The following is a 15,515-nucleotide window of genomic DNA, read 5'->3' on the forward strand; positions in this document are numbered from 1 at the left end:
TAGGCTCGGGTGGCAAACCGCCCGCCATTTTGCTAGGAGCGTTCGTGGCTGCCATCGAGGCCATCACCGCCCGCGAGATCCTCGACTCCCGTGGGAACCCCACGGTCGAAGTCGAGGTACTGCTGGACGACTACAGCACCGGCCGTGCCGCCGTTCCGAGTGGTGCCTCCACCGGTCAGTTCGAGGCCGTCGAGCTGCGCGACGGGGACAAGAAGCGCTATCTCGGCAAGGGTGTCGAGAAGGCCGTCCTCGGCGTGACCGACGAGATCGCCGACGAGCTCATCGGGTTCGACGCCGAAGATCAGCGTCTCATCGACCAGACGATGATCGACCTGGACGGCACGCCCAACAAGGCCCGTCTCGGTGCCAACGCGCTCCTCGGCATCTCGCTGGCCGTCGCCAAGGCCGCCGCCGACAGCGCCGACCTGCCCCTGTTCCGCTACGTCGGCGGGCCGAACGCGCACATCCTGCCCGTGCCGATGATGAACATCCTGAACGGCGGTGCGCACGCCGACACCAACGTGGACATCCAGGAGTTCATGATCGCGCCGATCGGCGCCGAGACGTTCTCCGAGGCGCTGCGCATGGGTGCGGAGACCTACCACACGCTCAAGGGCGTGCTGAAGGAGAAGGGCTACGCGACCGGCCTGGGCGACGAGGGCGGCTTCGCGCCGAACCTGCCGTCGAACCGCGACGCGCTCGACCTGATCCTGGTCGCGATCGAGAAGGCCGGTTACACGCCGGGCCAGGACATCGCGCTCGCGCTCGACGTCGCGGCCAGCGAGTTCCACAACGACGGCGTCTACACGATCGACGGCAAGGGAGTGTCGGCCACCGAGCTGATCTCCTTCTACGAGGACCTGGTCCGCTCCTACCCGCTGGTCTCCATCGAGGACCCGCTGAACGAGGAGGACTGGGAGGGCTGGAAGGCCATCACCACGTCGCTCGGCGCCAAGGTCCAGCTCGTGGGTGACGACCTGTTCGTCACCAACCCCGAGCGGCTCGGCCGCGGCATCGCCGAGGGCACCGCCAACGCGCTGCTGGTGAAGGTGAACCAGATCGGCACGCTGTCGGAGACCCTCGACGCGGTCGACCTGGCCCACCGCAGCGGCTACCGCTGCATGATGAGCCACCGCTCCGGCGAGACCGAGGACACCACGATCGCCGACCTCGCCGTGGCCACCAACTGCGGCCAGATCAAGACCGGCGCCCCGGCCCGTTCGGACCGGGTCGCCAAGTACAACCAGCTCCTGCGCATCGAGGAGCTGCTCGACGACGCGGCGCGGTACGCCGGTCGCGCGGCTTTCCCGCGCTTCCAGGGCTAGCCTCGGGTCGGCCGGCGGCATGCGGAGCAGCCCGGCTGGACACGTTCCGGACGTCTGCTGTGGCGCCTGCTGTGGCGCTGGGTGGAGGGATGGGCGCGGCGACGCCGTGCCCATCCGGGCGTGTACGGCCGGGACGGGCGGTTAGTGTGGCCGTTGATCGGGCCTTGCGCTGACCGACCGGGAGGGGTGGTTTCGTGGCGGCGAAGCGGCCGCAGCTCACCGGGCGCGCGGCGATCCTCGCGGTCGTCGTGTGCGCCATCGCCATGAGCCTGGCCTACCCCGTGCGGGAGTACGTCGCCCAGCGCCGGCAGATCGCCCAGCTGGAGGCGCAGCAGGCGAACGCGCTGCGCAAGCTCCAGAACCTGGAGCAGCGGCGCCGGCGGCTGGAGGATCCGGACTACATCAAGCGCCTGGCCAAGGAGCGGCTGTTCTACTGCGAGCCGGGCGCGGACTGCTACCAGGTGATCGACGAGGAGACATCCGGGACCGCCGCCGCCAAGGCGGGGACGAAGCCGCCGGAGCGGCCCGCCTGGTACGTCACCGTCTGGCGGTCGTTCGAGGCGGCCGACAAGGGGCGGCCCGCCGCACCCGCGGCAGGGCAGAGCCCCACACCGACGGCGTCGGCGTCCGCATCGGCGCCGGCACCGGCGCCCGCATCGGCGCCGGCGGGATGAGGACCGCGGACCTCGTCGGAAACAACGTGGCGGAGAGCGTGAAGGGCGAGGAGATCGACGTGGCGGACGACCAGGCGGACCACGTGGGTCACGCGGGCCGTGTGGACCCCGCTGACCTGGCGGCGGCGCGGGCGCAGCTCGGGCGGCAGCCGCGCGGGGTGCGGGCCGTCGCCCACCGGTGCCCCTGCGGCCTTCCCGACGTGCTGGAGACCGCGCCCCGGCTGCCCGACGGCGCGCCGTTCCCCACGCTGTTCTACCTGACCTGCCCGAAAGCCGCCTCGGCGATCGGCACGCTGGAGTCGTCCGGCCTGATGAAGAGCATGCAGGCCCGGCTCGCCGAGGACCCCGAGCTGGCCGCGGCCTACCAGGCGGCCCACGAGGACTACGTCGCCCGCCGCGACCGCGCGGCCGGCGAGGAGGACCTGGAGCCGCTGCCGCGCGACATGCAGACCGCCGGCGGCATGCCGGGCCGGGTCAAGTGCCTGCACGCGCTGGTCGCCCACGAGTTGGCCGCGCCCGGGGTCAACCCGTTCGGCCGGGAGGCCCTCGACGCGCTGCCCGACTGGTGGGCCGGCGGCCCCTGCGTGGTCGTGGACAATTCCGAACAGCAGCCATAGGCCGGGCGCGGAACCGAAACGAAAGCGCCGTCGTGGCGCGGGGAGCCGACCGGAGGCCGGAGGGGATGAGCGTGAAGACGAAGCGGGTCGCGGCCATCGATTGCGGGACCAACTCGGTCCGCCTTCTCATCGCGGACATCTCTGGCGACGAACTCACCGACGTCGAACGGCGGATGGAGATCGTCAGGCTCGGCCAGGACGTCGACCGTACGGGCCGGCTCGCACCGGAGGCCCTGGAGCGGACGTTCACGGCCATGCGCGGCTACGCCAAGCTGATCAGGGAGCATGCCCCGGACGGTCCCGTTCCGGTCCGCGTGGTCGCCACGTCGGCGACCCGCGACGCCGCCAACCGGGCCGACTTCGTCTCCGGCGTACGGGACGTCTTCGGCGTGGAGCCCGAGGTGGTGACCGGTGACGAGGAGGCGCGGCTGTCCTTCACCGGCGCGACCCGGGGCCTGGCCCGCGCGGGCGCCGAGGCCGAGACCCCCTGTCTGGTGGTGGACATCGGGGGCGGTTCGACCGAGTTCGTCGTCGGTTCCCGGTCGGTCGAGGGCGCGCTGTCGGTGGACATCGGCTGCGTACGGCTGACCGAGCGTCACCTGCGCGACGACCCGCCGAGCGCGACGACGGTGGAGGCGGCCGTCGCCGACATCGAGGCGGCCATGGACCGGGTCGAGGAGAGCGTTCCCGTGCGCACGGCGCGGACGCTGGTCGGCCTGGCGGGCTCGGTCACCACGGTCGCCGGGATCGCGCTCGATCTGCCCGCCTACGACCCCGCGCGCATCCATCACTCGCGTATCCCCGCCGAGCGGGTCCACGAGGTGTCCGCGCGGCTGCTGCGCATGACGCACGACGAGCGGGCGGCCATCCCGGTCATGCATCCGGGCCGGGTGGACGTCATCGGCGCGGGCGCGCTCATCCTGGACCGCATCGTCCGCCGCTACGGCTTCTCCGAGGTCGTGGTCAGCGAGCACGACATCCTCGACGGCATCGCCTGGTCCCTCGCCTGACGCGAGCCGGGGCCTCACGAGAACCCGGACCTCAGGGTGCGACGGGCTCGGCGCTCGTCTCGAGCGCCGACGGCCGCGGAACGTACGTCGTCCGGATCGCATGAAGGCCGCGTGGAGCACCTCAAAATCTTGGCTCTACTGCGCAATGCGTAGTACTGTGCGACGCGTGGACAGTAGCCAGCTCCTCAAGGGAGTCCTCGACCTGGCGGTCCTCGCGGTGCTCGCCGAGCGCGACAGTTACGGATACGACGTCGTACGCCGACTGCGTGAGGCGGGGCTCGAGGACGTCGGCGACGCCTCGGTGTACGGAACGCTGCGGCGGCTGTTCAAGGCCGGAGCGCTCACGTCCTACGTGGTCGCCTCCGACGAGGGACCGCACCGCAAGTACTACGGCCTGAACGACGTGGGCCGTTCGCTCCTCCAGACCTCGGCGAAGACCTGGACCTCCTTCGCCGCCACCATGAACGACCTGCTCAAGGAGGTCGATCCGGGATGAATCCCCCCATGACGCCCCAGAACTACGCCGCCGCCGTACGGGAGGCGCTCGCCGATCTGCCTGCCCACGACAGAGACGCGCTGCTGGAGGACCTGGATGAGCATCTCGCCGAGGTCGCCGCCGAGCCGGGCATGTCGCTGGAGGAACGCCTCGGCAGCCCCGAGGCGTACGCGGCCGAGTTGCGGGCCGCCTACGGCGGGCGGCCGCCGGGCGGCGGCTCCTCCCTGGGCGGGCGGCTGCGCGAGCGCATGAGCGGAGCCGTCCGGCGCGTTCACACGCGGCTGCTCGTGCTCCCGCCCTACCGTCAGGCCGCCGTCTTCGCCCCCGAGCTGCGCCCCGCGTGGTGGGTGCTGCGGGGCTACGCGATCGCGCTGGCCGTGCTCGCGCCGATCAGCGCCCCCGGGCTGATCCCCGGCGACATCGCCGCCTGGGTGTTCACCCTCGCGGTCGTCTGGGGGTCGGTGTGGTTGGGCCGGCGAGGCCGGACAGGGGGGTCACGCTGGGGCCGGGCGCTGCTGCTCGGAGCTAATCTGGTGGCCGCGGTCCTCGTGATCACGGCGATGGCCGACGTCCCGAGCACGTCGTCGCGCGAGGTGGCCTTCGACTACGGCCCCCGGCCAGGCGCGTACGCACCGGGCATGCGGGTGGAGAGGGTGTCCTCGCTGGGCGGGGACGTCTCCAACATCTTCCCGTACGCGGAGGACGGGACACCGCTGCGCAACGTCCGGCTCTACGATCAGGACGGCAACCCGATCACGCTGGAGCAGGGATTCGGCCAGGAGCTCGCCATTCCCTGCGACGGGGAGCCGCCGATGCGCAACGCCTACCCGCTGCCGCTGCGGCCCGTGGAGGACCGCGCCGGCCCCGCCGCCCGCAGAGCGGAGGCGACCTGTGTGCCCGGCATGCCCGCACCCGCCACGCCTGCACCCGCCATGCCGGTGCCCACGGACGCCACGCCGACACCGACGGACGCGACGGATGCGACGGCCTCCACGACGCCCTCCGCCGCCACCACGCCTTCCGCCTCACCGTCGCCCTCCGCCACGCCGGCCCGTCGAGAGCGGTAGGGGGAACCGCGGAGCCGGGCCGGGTGGAGGACGGCCCGGTCCACCTCTTTGTATAGGGGCGGAGGCGGGCCGGGTGTCAGCCGCGCAGGCGGACGGGCAGGGAGAACAGGCCGCGCATGATGGCGCTGGGCCACCAGCTCAGCTCGGTGGGGTCGGCGGCGAGGGCCAGATCGGGGAACCGTTCGAGCACCCGGCCGATCGCGGCCTCTCCCTCCACCCTGGCCAGGGCCGCGCCGACGCAGTAATGAGGCCCCCGGCCGAAGGCGAGGTGCGGCTCGCCGACCCGGCCGGGGGAGAACGCGTCCGGGTCGGTGAACGCCGCCGGGTCCCGGTTGGCCGCCAGCAGTGAGACGAGGATGGGCTCCCCGGGCAGCATCTCCTGGCCGCCGACGACCACGGGCTCGGTGGGAAAGCGCCAGGTGGCGTTCCGTACGGGACCGTCGTAACGCAGCATCTCGTCGATGAAGTCCGGCAGCAGGGAGAGGTCGGCGCGCAGGGCCGCCGCCTGGCCGGGATGCCGCAGCAGCGCGAGCAGGCCGTTGCCGATCAGCGCCACGGTCGTCTCGTGGCCGGCGATCAGCAGCAGGAACGCGGTCGAGGTCAGCTCGTCCTTGTCGATCTCGCCCTGGTTGGACCGCCGGACGAGGTCGGTGAGCAGGTCGTTGCCGGGCCGGGAACGCTTGAGCTCGACCAGGTCGGCCAGGAAGATCTCCAGGGCGTCCGTGGCGCGGGCGATCTCCTCCACCTCGGACGCCGCCGCCGAGTCGATGACGGAGGCGTGGTGGTGGAAGGTGGCCCGGTCCTCCTCGGGCACGCCGAGCAGGTCGCAGATGATCGTGATCGGCAGCGGATAGGCGAGGTCGGCGACCAGATCCGCCTCGGGGCCGTCGAGGCGGTCGAGCAGCGCGTCGGTCACCTCCAGCGCCCGCGTCCGCAGCCCCGCCATCCGCCGAGGCGTGAAGGCCGCGCTCACGAGCCGCCGCAGCCGCGCGTGGTCGGCTCCGTCAGCGTTGATCATGTGGCGGGCGAGCCCGGGCCGATGATCCAGGGGCAGGCCGAGAGAGGCGGCCCGCCACTCGGGCGAGCCGGCCGCCGGGTCCTTGGCGAGGGCGGGATGGGTCAGCGCGGTCACGGCGTCCTCGTACCGCGTGACCAGCCACGCCTCGCAGCCGGGCAGCGGCACGCGGGTCACCGGGGCGTTCCGGCGCAGCCAGTCGTAGGCGGGGTAGGGGTCGGCGTCGAAGGCCGGGCCGTACAGCGGGGGGAATGAGTCGGTGGACACGGGCCGTACGTACCCATCCGCGGCGCGACGGAAAAGATCGGCATCTTTCTCGGCATGACCTCTTTGTGACACCGGCAGGCGTCGCCAGAGCCGGCTTCTGGCGAACACACATTTTCCGACCTGGCACGATCGGTGTCATGAGCTCCGTTCCTCCCGGTTCCGGCTGGCCGGACGACCCCGCGCGCCCGGACACCCCCGTCGCCCACGACGCCCACGAGGTGGCCGAACTGGCCGCCGAGGGCCGCACACTGCCCGAACTGACCGCCAGACAGTCGGTGTGCCGCGCCTGCCCGCGTCTCGTCGAGTGGAGGGAGGAGGTCGCCGACGTCAAACGGAGGGCGTTCGCGGACGAGACCTACTGGGGCCGGCCGATCGCGGGATGGGGCGACGAGGCGCCGCACACGCTCATCGTGGGGCTGGCGCCCGCCGCGCACGGCGGCAACCGGACCGGCCGGATCTTCACCGGCGATCGCAGCGGCGACTGGCTGTTCGCGTCGCTGTACCGCACCGGCCTCGCCGCGCAGGAGACCAGCGTCCACGCGGGCGACGGTCAGCGGCTGGTCGGGGCCCGGATGATGGCGGCGGTGCGGTGCGCCCCGCCCGCCAACAAGCCGACCCCGGAGGAGCGCGACACCTGTTTTCCCTGGCTCGCGAGGGAGCTCGCGCTCGTGGCCGGCACGACCCGGGTGATCGTGGCGCTCGGCGGCTTCGCCTGGCAGGCGGCGTGGCCCGCGCTGCGCAAGGCCGGGTTCACGCTGCCGTCCCGCAGGCCGCCGTTCGGCCACGCGGTGGAGGTGCCCCTCTCCTACGGCGCGGCTCCGGTCACGCTCATCGGCTGTTACCACCCGAGTCAGCAGAACACCTTCACCGGCCGGGTCACCGCGGACATGCTCGACGCGGTCTTCGCCCGCGCCGCCGCACTGGGGACCGCGACCTTGTGAATCGTTTCACAAGACTGAAGCCGATCACTCAGGGAAGATTGGACGAATTTTCCGGAGAAATGTCTCCAGGACATGCCGGAGTGGGGAAAATCACTACACCTTTGGTGCTAGGGGATTGGTGCGGTTGCCGACTCGTGACGTAGGCTTGTGAATGCTTTCACAAGCGAGGAGGGCATCGTGGCAGACCGCAACTGGAAGCACGTCGTCATCGTCGGCGGTGGATACGTGGGCCTTTACTCGGCTCTTCGTCTCCAGCGCACGCTCCGCCGTGAGCTGCGCGACGGCAGCGTGCGGATCACGCTCATCGACCCGCAGTCGTACATGACCTACCAGCCGTTCCTCCCCGAGGCGGCCGCCGGCAACATCTCGCCGCGCCACGTCGTGGCCCCGCTGCGCCGGGTGCTGCCCAAGGTGCGCATCCTCAACGGCAAGGTCTCCAAGGTGCACCACGAGGCCCGCACGCTGACCTTCGAGCCCGCCGCCGGCCAGTCCCGCGAGATCGAGTACGACGTCGTCGTCATGGCGGCCGGCTCGATCTCGCGTACGCTGCCGATCCCCGGCCTGGAGGACGCGGCCATCGGCTTCAAGACCGTCGGCGAGGCCATCGCGCTGCGCAACCGGGTCCTGGCCCTCCTCGACCGGGCCGAGTCGAGCGAGGACGAGGACGTGCGCCGCCGCGCGCTGACCTTCGTCGTGGTCGGTGGCGGCTTCGCCGGCATCGAGGCCCTCGCCGAGCTTGAGGACATGACCGAGGACGCCGTCACGTACTACCCGGGCATCGACAAGAAGGACCTGCGCTGGGTCCTGATCGAGGCGTCCAACCGCATCCTGCCCGAGGTCGGCCCCGAGATGGGCGAGTGGACCGCCGAGCAGCTGCGCGAGCGCGGCATCGAGCTCAAGATGGAGACGTTCCTCCAGTCGTGCGAGGGCGGCCTGGTCAAGACCTCGGACGGCGACGAGTTCGAGTCGGCCACGATCGTCTGGACCGCCGGAGTCAAGGCGAGCCCGATCGTCAACTCCACCGACCTGCCGCTCGACGAGCGCGGCCGGATCAAGACCACGACGCGCCTGACCGTCGCGGGTGTCAAGGGCGCCTTCGCCGCCGGTGACATCGCCGGTGTCCCCGACGTGACCAACCCCGGTCAGTACTGCGCGCCCAACGCCCAGCACGCCGTACGGCAGGCGAAGGTCCTCGGCGACAACATCACCGCGTACCTGCGCGGGGAGCAGCTGCAGGACTACCGGCACAAGTACGCCGGGTCGGTCGCCGGGCTGGGCCTCTACCGGGGCGTCGCGAACGTGTACGGCGTGAAGCTGCGTGGCTTCCCGGCCTGGTTCATGCACCGCACCTATCACCTGTCGCGGGTTCCCACGGTCAACCGGAAGGTCCGCGTGGTGATGGACTGGACGCTGTCGCTGTTCTTCAAGCGGGAGACGATTTCCCTGGGCGAGATCGAGCACCCGCGCGACGAGTTCAGGGCGGCCGCGAAGAGCGGCGTCAAGCGCTGACCCGCCCGGCGCGCAGGAAGCGCGGGGCGACCTCAGGACGCGCACACGGCCCGGCGGCGCACACCGCCGGGCCGTGTGCGTGTTCCTGCGCTCTGACATGCTGGTGTGGTGGACGGTGGGGAAGGTGCGACGGTCTCCAGGACCTTGACCGAGTGGCTCCCGGGGGTACCGTTCACGCGCTGTGGAAAGGGGGACAAGCCGCGTAAGACGTAACTTGCTTACAGAGGAGTGATCCGTGACATATGATCGCGGCGCCCCCGTAGCCCAATGGCAGAGGCAAGCCCCTTAAAAGGGCTGTGGTGTGGGTTCGAGTCCCACCGGGGGCACCAGAGCCTCTCAGCACGAAAGAGCCGGTGACCTGCGTCATCCAGGCCACCGGCTGATCTACTCAGTCCGGCTGTCTACGACTACGCGTCGCTGCCCGCTGTTCGACCAGGCGGCTCCAGGCGCGGGACTGGCCTCCTCCACGATCAGCTCCCCCCATCCTTCGTCGGGGATCAGGAGGTTGCGCTTGAAGAGGTTGACCGCCTCCTCGGGCCGAAGCCCGGCATAGTACATGACGGCGAAGAACGCGACCAGCCGCGGCCCGCTCGGTTTCTGGGCGCGAACCGCCTCCAGGAGGTTCCGGGCCTGGGCCGGATTGACGACGACGCGCTTGTCCACCTGGCGGGACCGACTTGGCAGACTTCCACGGCAAAAGTGGGTGCAAGGACGAAGCCCTTTCATGATCCGCGAGGCCACACGCGCCGGGCCGAGGGCTCACCCCACCCACTCGTCGCCCGAAAAGAGTGTGCCGCCGGTCCAGATGTAGCGGGCGGCGAAGGGGTCCCAGACGGAGACCTGTGCGTGCACCTCTGCCCGGTAAAAGCCAGGCCCACCACAATATGCAGTCGAGCCATCTGGATACGTTGCGCCGATGTAGTAGGTGAACTGTGAGCTGGGCCCGGTGGGGCCCCAGGCGTCCGTGCCCGTTGTTCCCTCATGCCAGCCATTGTCCCCAAGGAGTCCAATGCAGTAATGCCACTCGCTCCCATTCCACCTCTGGACCTCCAGGCCGATCCTGGCTCTCATGACCTTCGGGGTGACGCAGTCCGCCTCAAGTGCGTAGGCGGTCCCCCACGCCTGGTTCGCGGACCAGACGCCCGGCGTAAGGTGGTCGATACCTGCCGTGGCCTGGACGCAGTAGGACCCGGCGACGGCGAGGGTGGACCGCGCCACCGTGACCCGAACCCTTTGCGTGTACGCCTGGGCGGGTTGCGGCAGCGCGATCATCAGCAGCAGCGCGAGGATGGTGGATAACGGGCCGAGGAACAAGGTGCTTCGTCGCGACATGGCGTCCTCCTTGCGGACCGAACACGGAGTCCACGTATCGCGTCGGCGACACGACGAACGTCAGGACCTGCGCGCAGTGGACCGATGGTGTGCAGGAGCATCGCTTCATTACCGGCGGGCCGATGCGGGAGGACACCCCTTCCCCCAAAAGTGATCGGTGGCCGATCAATCGTCAACCCGCTTTCACGCTGTGGGGGATGGCGACACGAACCCCGCACGCCTGCGGACCCTCGCCCGGCGGTGGCAGAGTGGCCGCAGCACAACCCGGGGCAACCCGTGGCCCAATCCCGGGCGGCTGGTGAGTCGGCGACGAGCATGCCCCCGGGGTAGAGCGTCTTGCCAGTTGACTCCCCAGACGTATCCGTCGAGGTTGACCCCGGTTTCGTAGGTGGTAAGCCGGTCATCGAGGGACTTGCGCCAGACGTGGGCTGGCACGGTTGTGACGCAGTTGGCCTGCAGGCAGTAGCGGAACAGGTAGCGCAGCGTTGTTGGCTCGATCCCGGTTCCGTTTCTGGGATCGACCATTGGGCGGATCACGAGCTGGTAGTCGCGTGTGTAGTTGACGAAGCCGTGTTCGAGCAGAGCTTGGTCAAAGACCTCATCCAGCGCCTCTTGCAGCTTCAGCGGATCCATGAACGCAGTTGTACCGCCCGATGACGGCCGGGCGTGGTTACAAGTTGCCCTACGGGTTCAAGCCGCCGCCCGTGCCGGGCGGCGGTGGCGCGGCGCGTCCGGACGCGGCCGGGCGTGCGGCCTCTTCGGGCCGGTCCCGTCCGCGCCGACGCCAGCCGCGCCCGATCCCAGGCAGACGCATGACGCCCGCGGGGAGCGTGACCACCAGGACGAGCACGACACCAACCGCCACTACCAGACGGACGCGCCGTAGCGGGGTGAGGTCCTTCTTTGCCTCCGGCGGGGGATCTCCGGCCCCGAGGTGATCGGCGCGCGGAAGCCGGAGTTGGTGGGTGGCTGGGGAGCCTGATTACCTCGCCCGCCATCGACCCAGGCAAGCCCAGCAGACCGGCTCCTCCGGCTCAAGGCCGGCCGTGACCGATGGCGTCCGATGACTGAGGAACCGCGACCATGTTGACGTACACGCGAGGCCGGCCTTGCCCCTCCGTCCCCGGCCCGCTGCCGCTCCGCGGTGGGTCGACGGCGTACGAGGTGATCAGGGCGGCGGCACCACTGCTGCGAGGGGCTGCCATACCGTTTGGTTATGGCTACACGCACGCTTTTGGATGAGGTTCTTCACCTGCTGTGACCAGGGGAATTGTAGATCAACAGGGGAATGACCTGGGCGACTAAGTGCCCGTACCGGCTGTTAAGTACCTGGACAGTCGCGCTAGATGGATGTAACATAGGTTGTTTTTGCCCGGTAGCGCTCGTCCAGCGCTCCGGCTAATCTCCCTCATGCAATGCCGTCTCCCGGGCTCGCGATCTTCGCGGGCCGGAGCCCCGGGAGCGGCGTCGAATCACGCATGAGAGGAGTGATTCCCTATGAGAGTACCCCTTGGGGGCGGTTCTCCGTGGGACACGGTCGTCACTGCCCTGTTGGCCGTCGCGCTCATCGGCCTCAAAGTGCCGACTACCGAGATCCTTCAGATTGTTGGTCTGGTGTCGGCGCCCTCGGTGTTGCGGCGAGTCGAGCGGTCGCCGCGTGCGGAGGGAAGACCGGGCCGGTGGCGCAGGAGTCAGCGAAAAATCAGCGAACAGCCTGATCACGGACCGTCTCACGGCGCACCAGTAGAGACCGCCCGCGAAATGAACGACACGGAACGGCAGCCGCAGAATCGCAGGCGGAAGCGCAACCCGCGTTCGCATCGAAGGGGTCTGGGGGTCAAATCCCCATAGCCTCACCACGACGAAGCCCGTCAGGTGATTCACCTGACGGGCCTTTTGCTGCTGGGGGAGCGGAGACAACCCGAGCTCGGTTGTGTTCCGCTCCCGGGAGGGGTGTGTGTAGCGAGGTGGGAGTGGTCGAGGGCTGAAGGTGCCAGAGCAGGCTTGTCACGTCGCTCGTCGGTACTCAAATGACCGAGGAACGGTGACCAGGCGATGTACACGCGAGGCCGGCCCTGGCACTCCGTCCCCGGCCCGCTGCCGCTGGGTGGTGGGTCTCGCCTGGAGGTCAGCACCCTTGGCGCGAGACCCCAGCGATATCGGTCCTACCGGGCACAGCCGACACGGAAGCCGCCGTCACGGACGAGTGAGCCCGGCCGGAGAGGTCGGCAGTGCGTGGCTGTGCCCCATGCGTGCCCGGAGTGACAGCAAGAGGCGCACCGGATGGCGGTTGTGCCAGCTCAGAGAGTGCGCCGAGACGAGGTAGCGAGACCCCTTAAAAGGGCTGTGGTGTGGGTTCGAGTCCCACCGGGGGCACCAGAGCCTCTCAGTACGAAAGAGCCGGTGACCTGCGTGATCCAGGCCACCGGCGGGTCGGGCCGCTCCGAGAGGATCGGCGTCACCGGGCGACGTTCAGGCGGGGTTACGAGTTCCCTTGCGCGATCACGCCGCCCACGCGGGCGGCGTACGGTGCCGTCGCGGGCCGACCGCGCCGCCGCGGCCGCCGGTAGATCTTTCCGTCACGTTTGCCAGGCGTAGCCCATGCTCGGATACATTCGTGCATGCGTTTTGTCCCTTTTGTCATGATTCTCTCGGGTTTGGTGGCAGGTCTCGCCTCGCCTGCGTGGGCCATCACCCATGGTTCGGTCGATACGACCGAACACCCGGAAGTGGGAGCCCTCGTCGGCGACAAGCCGGAAAGCGACGGCACGTGGGCGTACTGCACCGGCACCCTCATCTCGCCGACCGTCTTCCTCACGGCCGCCCACTGCGGGAGCAAGGGCCAGAAGACCGCCCGGGTCTCCTTCGCCAGCCACTACGAGTCCGGGGCGAAGCTCTACACCGGTCACTACGTGCCCGACCTGCGATACAAGGGCGACGCCTATGACTTGGCGGTCGTGGTCTTCTCCGAGCCTGTCACCGGAATCAGGCCGGCCAGGCTGCCTTCCGCGGGCCTGCTCGACCGGCTCAAGGCCGACGGCAGTCTGACGACCGCGCGTTTCACCCCGGTCGGCTACGGCTCGGTGGAGCCCACGAAGAAGCGGCACGGATGGCGCTACCACTACACCGACACGCGCAGCCAGACCGCCATCTCCTTCAAGCGTCTCGGCAGCAGGTGGCTCGACCTGGCGCCGGACCCCTCGCGAAGGGAGGGCGGGACCTGCTACGGCGACTCGGGCGGCCCCAACTTCCTCGGAGGTCCCGACTCGAACCTGCTCGTGGCCACGACGATCAGCGGAGTGGACGACGCCTGCGAGACGACCAACGTCGACTACCGCCTGGACATCCCGGAGGTCCGGGAGTTCGTCGGCAAGTACGTCACGCTCCCCTGAGGTCGCGATCGGACATGGGGGTAGACGCATAACCCCATTGGGGGTATGAATGATGCATGCCTAAGATCAACGTGTACCTGCCGGATGATCTCGCGGAGGCGGTCAGGGAAGCGGCGCTTCCGGTGTCCGCGATCTGCCAGCGGGCGCTTGAGCAGGCGGTCCGCCGGGTGAGCGCCATCCGCGAGAGCATCCTCGGCGATTTCGAGATCGACGACCCCCGCCTGTCGCACTTCACGCCCAGGACCCGCGCCGTCTTCCGGCTGGCACTGGACCGGGCCCGGGCCGAGAACGCCGCCGGCATCGGCACCGAGCACCTGCTCGCCGCGATGCTGGACGAAGGGCAGAACCTCGCCCTGCACGTCCTGCGTGCCATGGAGGTCAAGCCCACTCTGGTCGAGCGCGACCTCGCGAGCCGCCGCCCGTCCGCACGCGCCGCAGCGGCAGACCGGGAGCAGCCGGCGGACGAGGGAACGCGGGACGACGGTCCCCGCCGGTTCGACGCGCACGCGGCCAACGCCCTCGAGCTCGCGGTCACCGAGGCCCATGCGCTGGGGCACAACTACATCGGGTGCGAGCACCTGCTGCTCGGCCTGGTCGCCGAGCCGGACGGGATCGGCGGGCAGGTGCTGCGGGATCGGGGCGCCGAGCCGCGCCTCACGCGGCGTGCGGTCGCCGCGGCGCTCGCCGGCTACGTCCACCTCCGGGCTCAGGCGCAGGACGCCTCCGGATCCGGGACCGGCCCTCAGGCGGCCTCCCCGGCCACCTCCCAAACCGCCGCGCAGACCGCCGCACAAGTCGTGGCGGCGGTCGTCCGTCAGGAGATCGCTCCGCTCCTGCGGCGCATCGAGCGGCTGGAGCGGCACGCCGGAGTGGACGCGCCCGCCGGGGACGACGCCTCGTGACCGGACGCGTGCTGCTCGTGGCGACGGGCGACATCATGGCGTACGCCCGTCACACCGGCCGCCCGGGGCTCGCGACGGCCGCCGACCTGCTGGCGGCCGTACCCGGCGATCTCGGTGTGAAGGTCGTGACCGAGGACGTGCAGGCCGAGCCGAGCTGGGACACCTCGCCCTCCACGATGCTGCGGCTGGCCAGGCGCGTCCGGACGGCCCTGCTCGACGAGGGGTTCGACGGGGTGGTCGTCACCCACGGCCTGGACACGATCGAGGAGACGGCCTTCCTCACGGACCTGTTGGCCGGGCCCGCCGCTCTCCGCGGCGGCATCGTGCTGACCGGCGCCGTACGCGGGCTGGACGAGCTGTCGAGCGACGGCCCGCGCAACCTCGCGTCGTCCCTGGTCGCCGCCGCCGACCCCGCTCTTCGCGGCGCCGGCGCGGTGGTCTGTGTGAACGACGAACTGCACGCGGCCCGATGGGTCACGATGGCCGACGCGACGGGCGTGGCGGCGCTCTCCTCCGCCCCCGCGCCGATCCTCGGCCGGGTCGCGGACGGCAGGGCCGAGATGACGGGGACGCCGCCGCCGAGGCCCCCGGCGGCGCGGGGAGAGCCGGAGACGAACGTCGCGCTGATCAAGACGTATCCGGAGATGGACCCCGTGCTCGTCACGGCCGTCGTGGACGCCGGAGCCAGGGGCGTCGTGCTGGAGGGCACCGGCGCCGGAAACATCCCGATCACCCTGTACGCGACGCTCAGTGAGCTGGCGGAGTGGGACATCCCCGTGGTGGTCGCCTCGCGGTGCCGCACCCGGCCGGTCACGCTGGAGGACCTGCCACCGGCCTTGGGGCTGGCCGCGAAGGTCGGCGCCATCGGGGCCCGGGGGCTGGCTCCGGTGAAGGCGCGGTACGCCCTGATGGCGGCGCTCGGCGGGGGCGGGCGGCGCGCTGTCCGCGACTGGTTCGCCCGACTCTGA

The 15,515-nt window shown here is 70.3% G+C and carries 15 protein-coding genes and 2 tRNA genes; 13 read left to right on the plus strand and 4 right to left on the minus strand.

Features of this window, described 5'->3' with window-relative positions; all coding sequences use genetic code 11:
- Window positions 1-44: 44 nt before the first annotated feature.
- The 6 genes from eno (at window position 45) to FLX07_RS36445 (ending at window position 5,189) form a co-directional block, all read left to right on the plus strand.
- Window positions 45-1,325, plus strand: coding sequence for a phosphopyruvate hydratase (eno, locus tag FLX07_RS14005; RefSeq protein ID WP_142571208.1), 1,281 nt, complete (start codon window positions 45-47; stop codon window positions 1,323-1,325).
- A 194-nt stretch (window positions 1,326-1,519) separates the two neighbouring features.
- Window positions 1,520-1,999: an FtsB family cell division protein gene (locus tag FLX07_RS14010; RefSeq protein ID WP_229689757.1), complete on the plus strand. Its 480-nt coding sequence runs from the start codon at window positions 1,520-1,522 to the stop codon at window positions 1,997-1,999.
- The gene (locus FLX07_RS14015; RefSeq protein WP_142571209.1) at window positions 1,996-2,616 is read left to right on the plus strand and encodes a DUF501 domain-containing protein; all 621 of its coding nucleotides are present in this window, start codon (window positions 1,996-1,998) and stop codon (window positions 2,614-2,616) included. Before FLX07_RS14010 ends, FLX07_RS14015 begins: the two co-directional genes overlap by 4 nt.
- Before the next feature lie 71 nt (window positions 2,617-2,687).
- Window positions 2,688-3,626, plus strand: a complete 939-nt coding sequence (locus FLX07_RS14020; RefSeq protein ID WP_189104989.1) for a Ppx/GppA phosphatase family protein — start codon at window positions 2,688-2,690, stop codon at window positions 3,624-3,626.
- Window positions 3,627-3,792: 166 nt separating this feature from the next.
- Window positions 3,793-4,122 carry a PadR family transcriptional regulator gene (locus tag FLX07_RS14025; protein WP_142571211.1) on the plus strand — a complete coding sequence of 110 codons (330 nt, stop codon included), beginning with the start codon at window positions 3,793-3,795 and terminating at the stop codon, window positions 4,120-4,122.
- Window positions 4,119-5,189 carry a DUF1700 domain-containing protein gene (locus tag FLX07_RS36445; protein ID WP_167748239.1) on the plus strand — a complete coding sequence of 357 codons (1,071 nt, stop codon included), beginning with the start codon at window positions 4,119-4,121 and terminating at the stop codon, window positions 5,187-5,189. The genes FLX07_RS14025 and FLX07_RS36445 overlap by 4 nt, the downstream gene beginning before the upstream one ends.
- A gap of 76 nt (window positions 5,190-5,265) precedes the next feature.
- On the opposite strand, the gene FLX07_RS14030 is transcribed toward FLX07_RS36445, so the two are convergent.
- Entirely contained in the window at window positions 5,266-6,471 is a 1,206-nt protein-coding gene (locus FLX07_RS14030; protein ID WP_142571212.1) for a cytochrome P450 family protein, read from the minus strand.
- Between the two features lie 137 nt (window positions 6,472-6,608).
- Between FLX07_RS14030 and FLX07_RS14035 the strand changes: the two genes are divergently transcribed.
- The 3 genes from FLX07_RS14035 (at window position 6,609) to FLX07_RS14045 (ending at window position 9,250) form a co-directional block, all read left to right on the plus strand.
- The gene (locus tag FLX07_RS14035; RefSeq protein WP_142571213.1) at window positions 6,609-7,412 is read left to right on the plus strand and encodes a uracil-DNA glycosylase; all 804 of its coding nucleotides are present in this window, start codon (window positions 6,609-6,611) and stop codon (window positions 7,410-7,412) included.
- A 174-nt stretch (window positions 7,413-7,586) separates the two neighbouring features.
- On the plus strand, window positions 7,587-8,921 hold the full coding sequence (locus FLX07_RS14040; RefSeq protein WP_142571428.1) for an NAD(P)/FAD-dependent oxidoreductase: 1,335 nt from the start codon (window positions 7,587-7,589) through the stop codon (window positions 8,919-8,921).
- A gap of 253 nt (window positions 8,922-9,174) precedes the next feature.
- A tRNA-Leu gene (locus FLX07_RS14045) sits at window positions 9,175-9,250 on the plus strand.
- A gap of 55 nt (window positions 9,251-9,305) precedes the next feature.
- Here the strand turns inward: FLX07_RS14045 and FLX07_RS37715 are convergent.
- From FLX07_RS37715 to FLX07_RS14060, 3 genes are all read right to left on the minus strand, one after another.
- Window positions 9,306-9,584, minus strand: coding sequence for a hypothetical protein (locus tag FLX07_RS37715; protein WP_142571214.1), 279 nt, complete (start codon window positions 9,582-9,584; stop codon window positions 9,306-9,308).
- Between the two features lie 96 nt (window positions 9,585-9,680).
- The gene (locus tag FLX07_RS14055) at window positions 9,681-10,253 is read right to left on the minus strand and encodes a hypothetical protein (protein WP_142571215.1); all 573 of its coding nucleotides are present in this window, start codon (window positions 10,251-10,253) and stop codon (window positions 9,681-9,683) included.
- A gap of 183 nt (window positions 10,254-10,436) precedes the next feature.
- Window positions 10,437-10,886 carry a YxiG-like protein gene (locus tag FLX07_RS14060; protein ID WP_142571216.1) on the minus strand — a complete coding sequence of 150 codons (450 nt, stop codon included), beginning with the start codon at window positions 10,884-10,886 and terminating at the stop codon, window positions 10,437-10,439.
- 1,661 nt (window positions 10,887-12,547) lie between these two features.
- Between FLX07_RS14060 and FLX07_RS36450 the strand changes: the two genes are divergently transcribed.
- From FLX07_RS36450 to FLX07_RS14075, 4 genes are all read left to right on the plus strand, one after another.
- Window positions 12,548-12,632, plus strand: a tRNA-Leu gene (locus tag FLX07_RS36450).
- 350 nt (window positions 12,633-12,982) lie between these two features.
- Entirely contained in the window at window positions 12,983-13,645 is a 663-nt protein-coding gene (locus FLX07_RS14065; RefSeq protein ID WP_167748240.1) for a trypsin-like serine protease, read from the plus strand.
- Between the two features lie 56 nt (window positions 13,646-13,701).
- Complete coding sequence (locus FLX07_RS14070) at window positions 13,702-14,547, plus strand: Clp protease N-terminal domain-containing protein (protein WP_142571218.1); 846 nt, start codon at window positions 13,702-13,704, stop codon at window positions 14,545-14,547.
- On the plus strand, window positions 14,544-15,515 hold the full coding sequence (locus FLX07_RS14075) for an asparaginase (protein ID WP_142571219.1): 972 nt from the start codon (window positions 14,544-14,546) through the stop codon (window positions 15,513-15,515). Before FLX07_RS14070 ends, FLX07_RS14075 begins: the two co-directional genes overlap by 4 nt.

It is taken from the genome of Microbispora bryophytorum (assembly GCF_006874465.1).
In the GTDB taxonomy this organism is placed as follows: Bacteria; Actinomycetota; Actinomycetes; order Streptosporangiales; family Streptosporangiaceae; genus Microbispora; species Microbispora bryophytorum.

Bases quoted from the DNA above. Each gene is read 5' to 3' on its own strand.
- FLX07_RS14015 (WP_142571209.1), top strand. From the start codon at position 1,996: ATGAGGACCGCGGACCTCGTCGGAAACAACGTGGCGGAGAGCGTGAAG.
- FLX07_RS36445 (WP_167748239.1), top strand. From the start codon at position 4,119: ATGAATCCCCCCATGACGCCCCAGAACTACGCCGCCGCCGTACGGGAG.
- FLX07_RS14035 (WP_142571213.1), top strand. From the start codon at position 6,609: ATGAGCTCCGTTCCTCCCGGTTCCGGCTGGCCGGACGACCCCGCGCGC.
- FLX07_RS14055 (WP_142571215.1), bottom strand. From the start codon at position 10,253: ATGTCGCGACGAAGCACCTTGTTCCTCGGCCCGTTATCCACCATCCTC.
- FLX07_RS14060 (WP_142571216.1), bottom strand. From the start codon at position 10,886: ATGGATCCGCTGAAGCTGCAAGAGGCGCTGGATGAGGTCTTTGACCAA.
- FLX07_RS14070 (WP_142571218.1), top strand. From the start codon at position 13,702: ATGCCTAAGATCAACGTGTACCTGCCGGATGATCTCGCGGAGGCGGTC.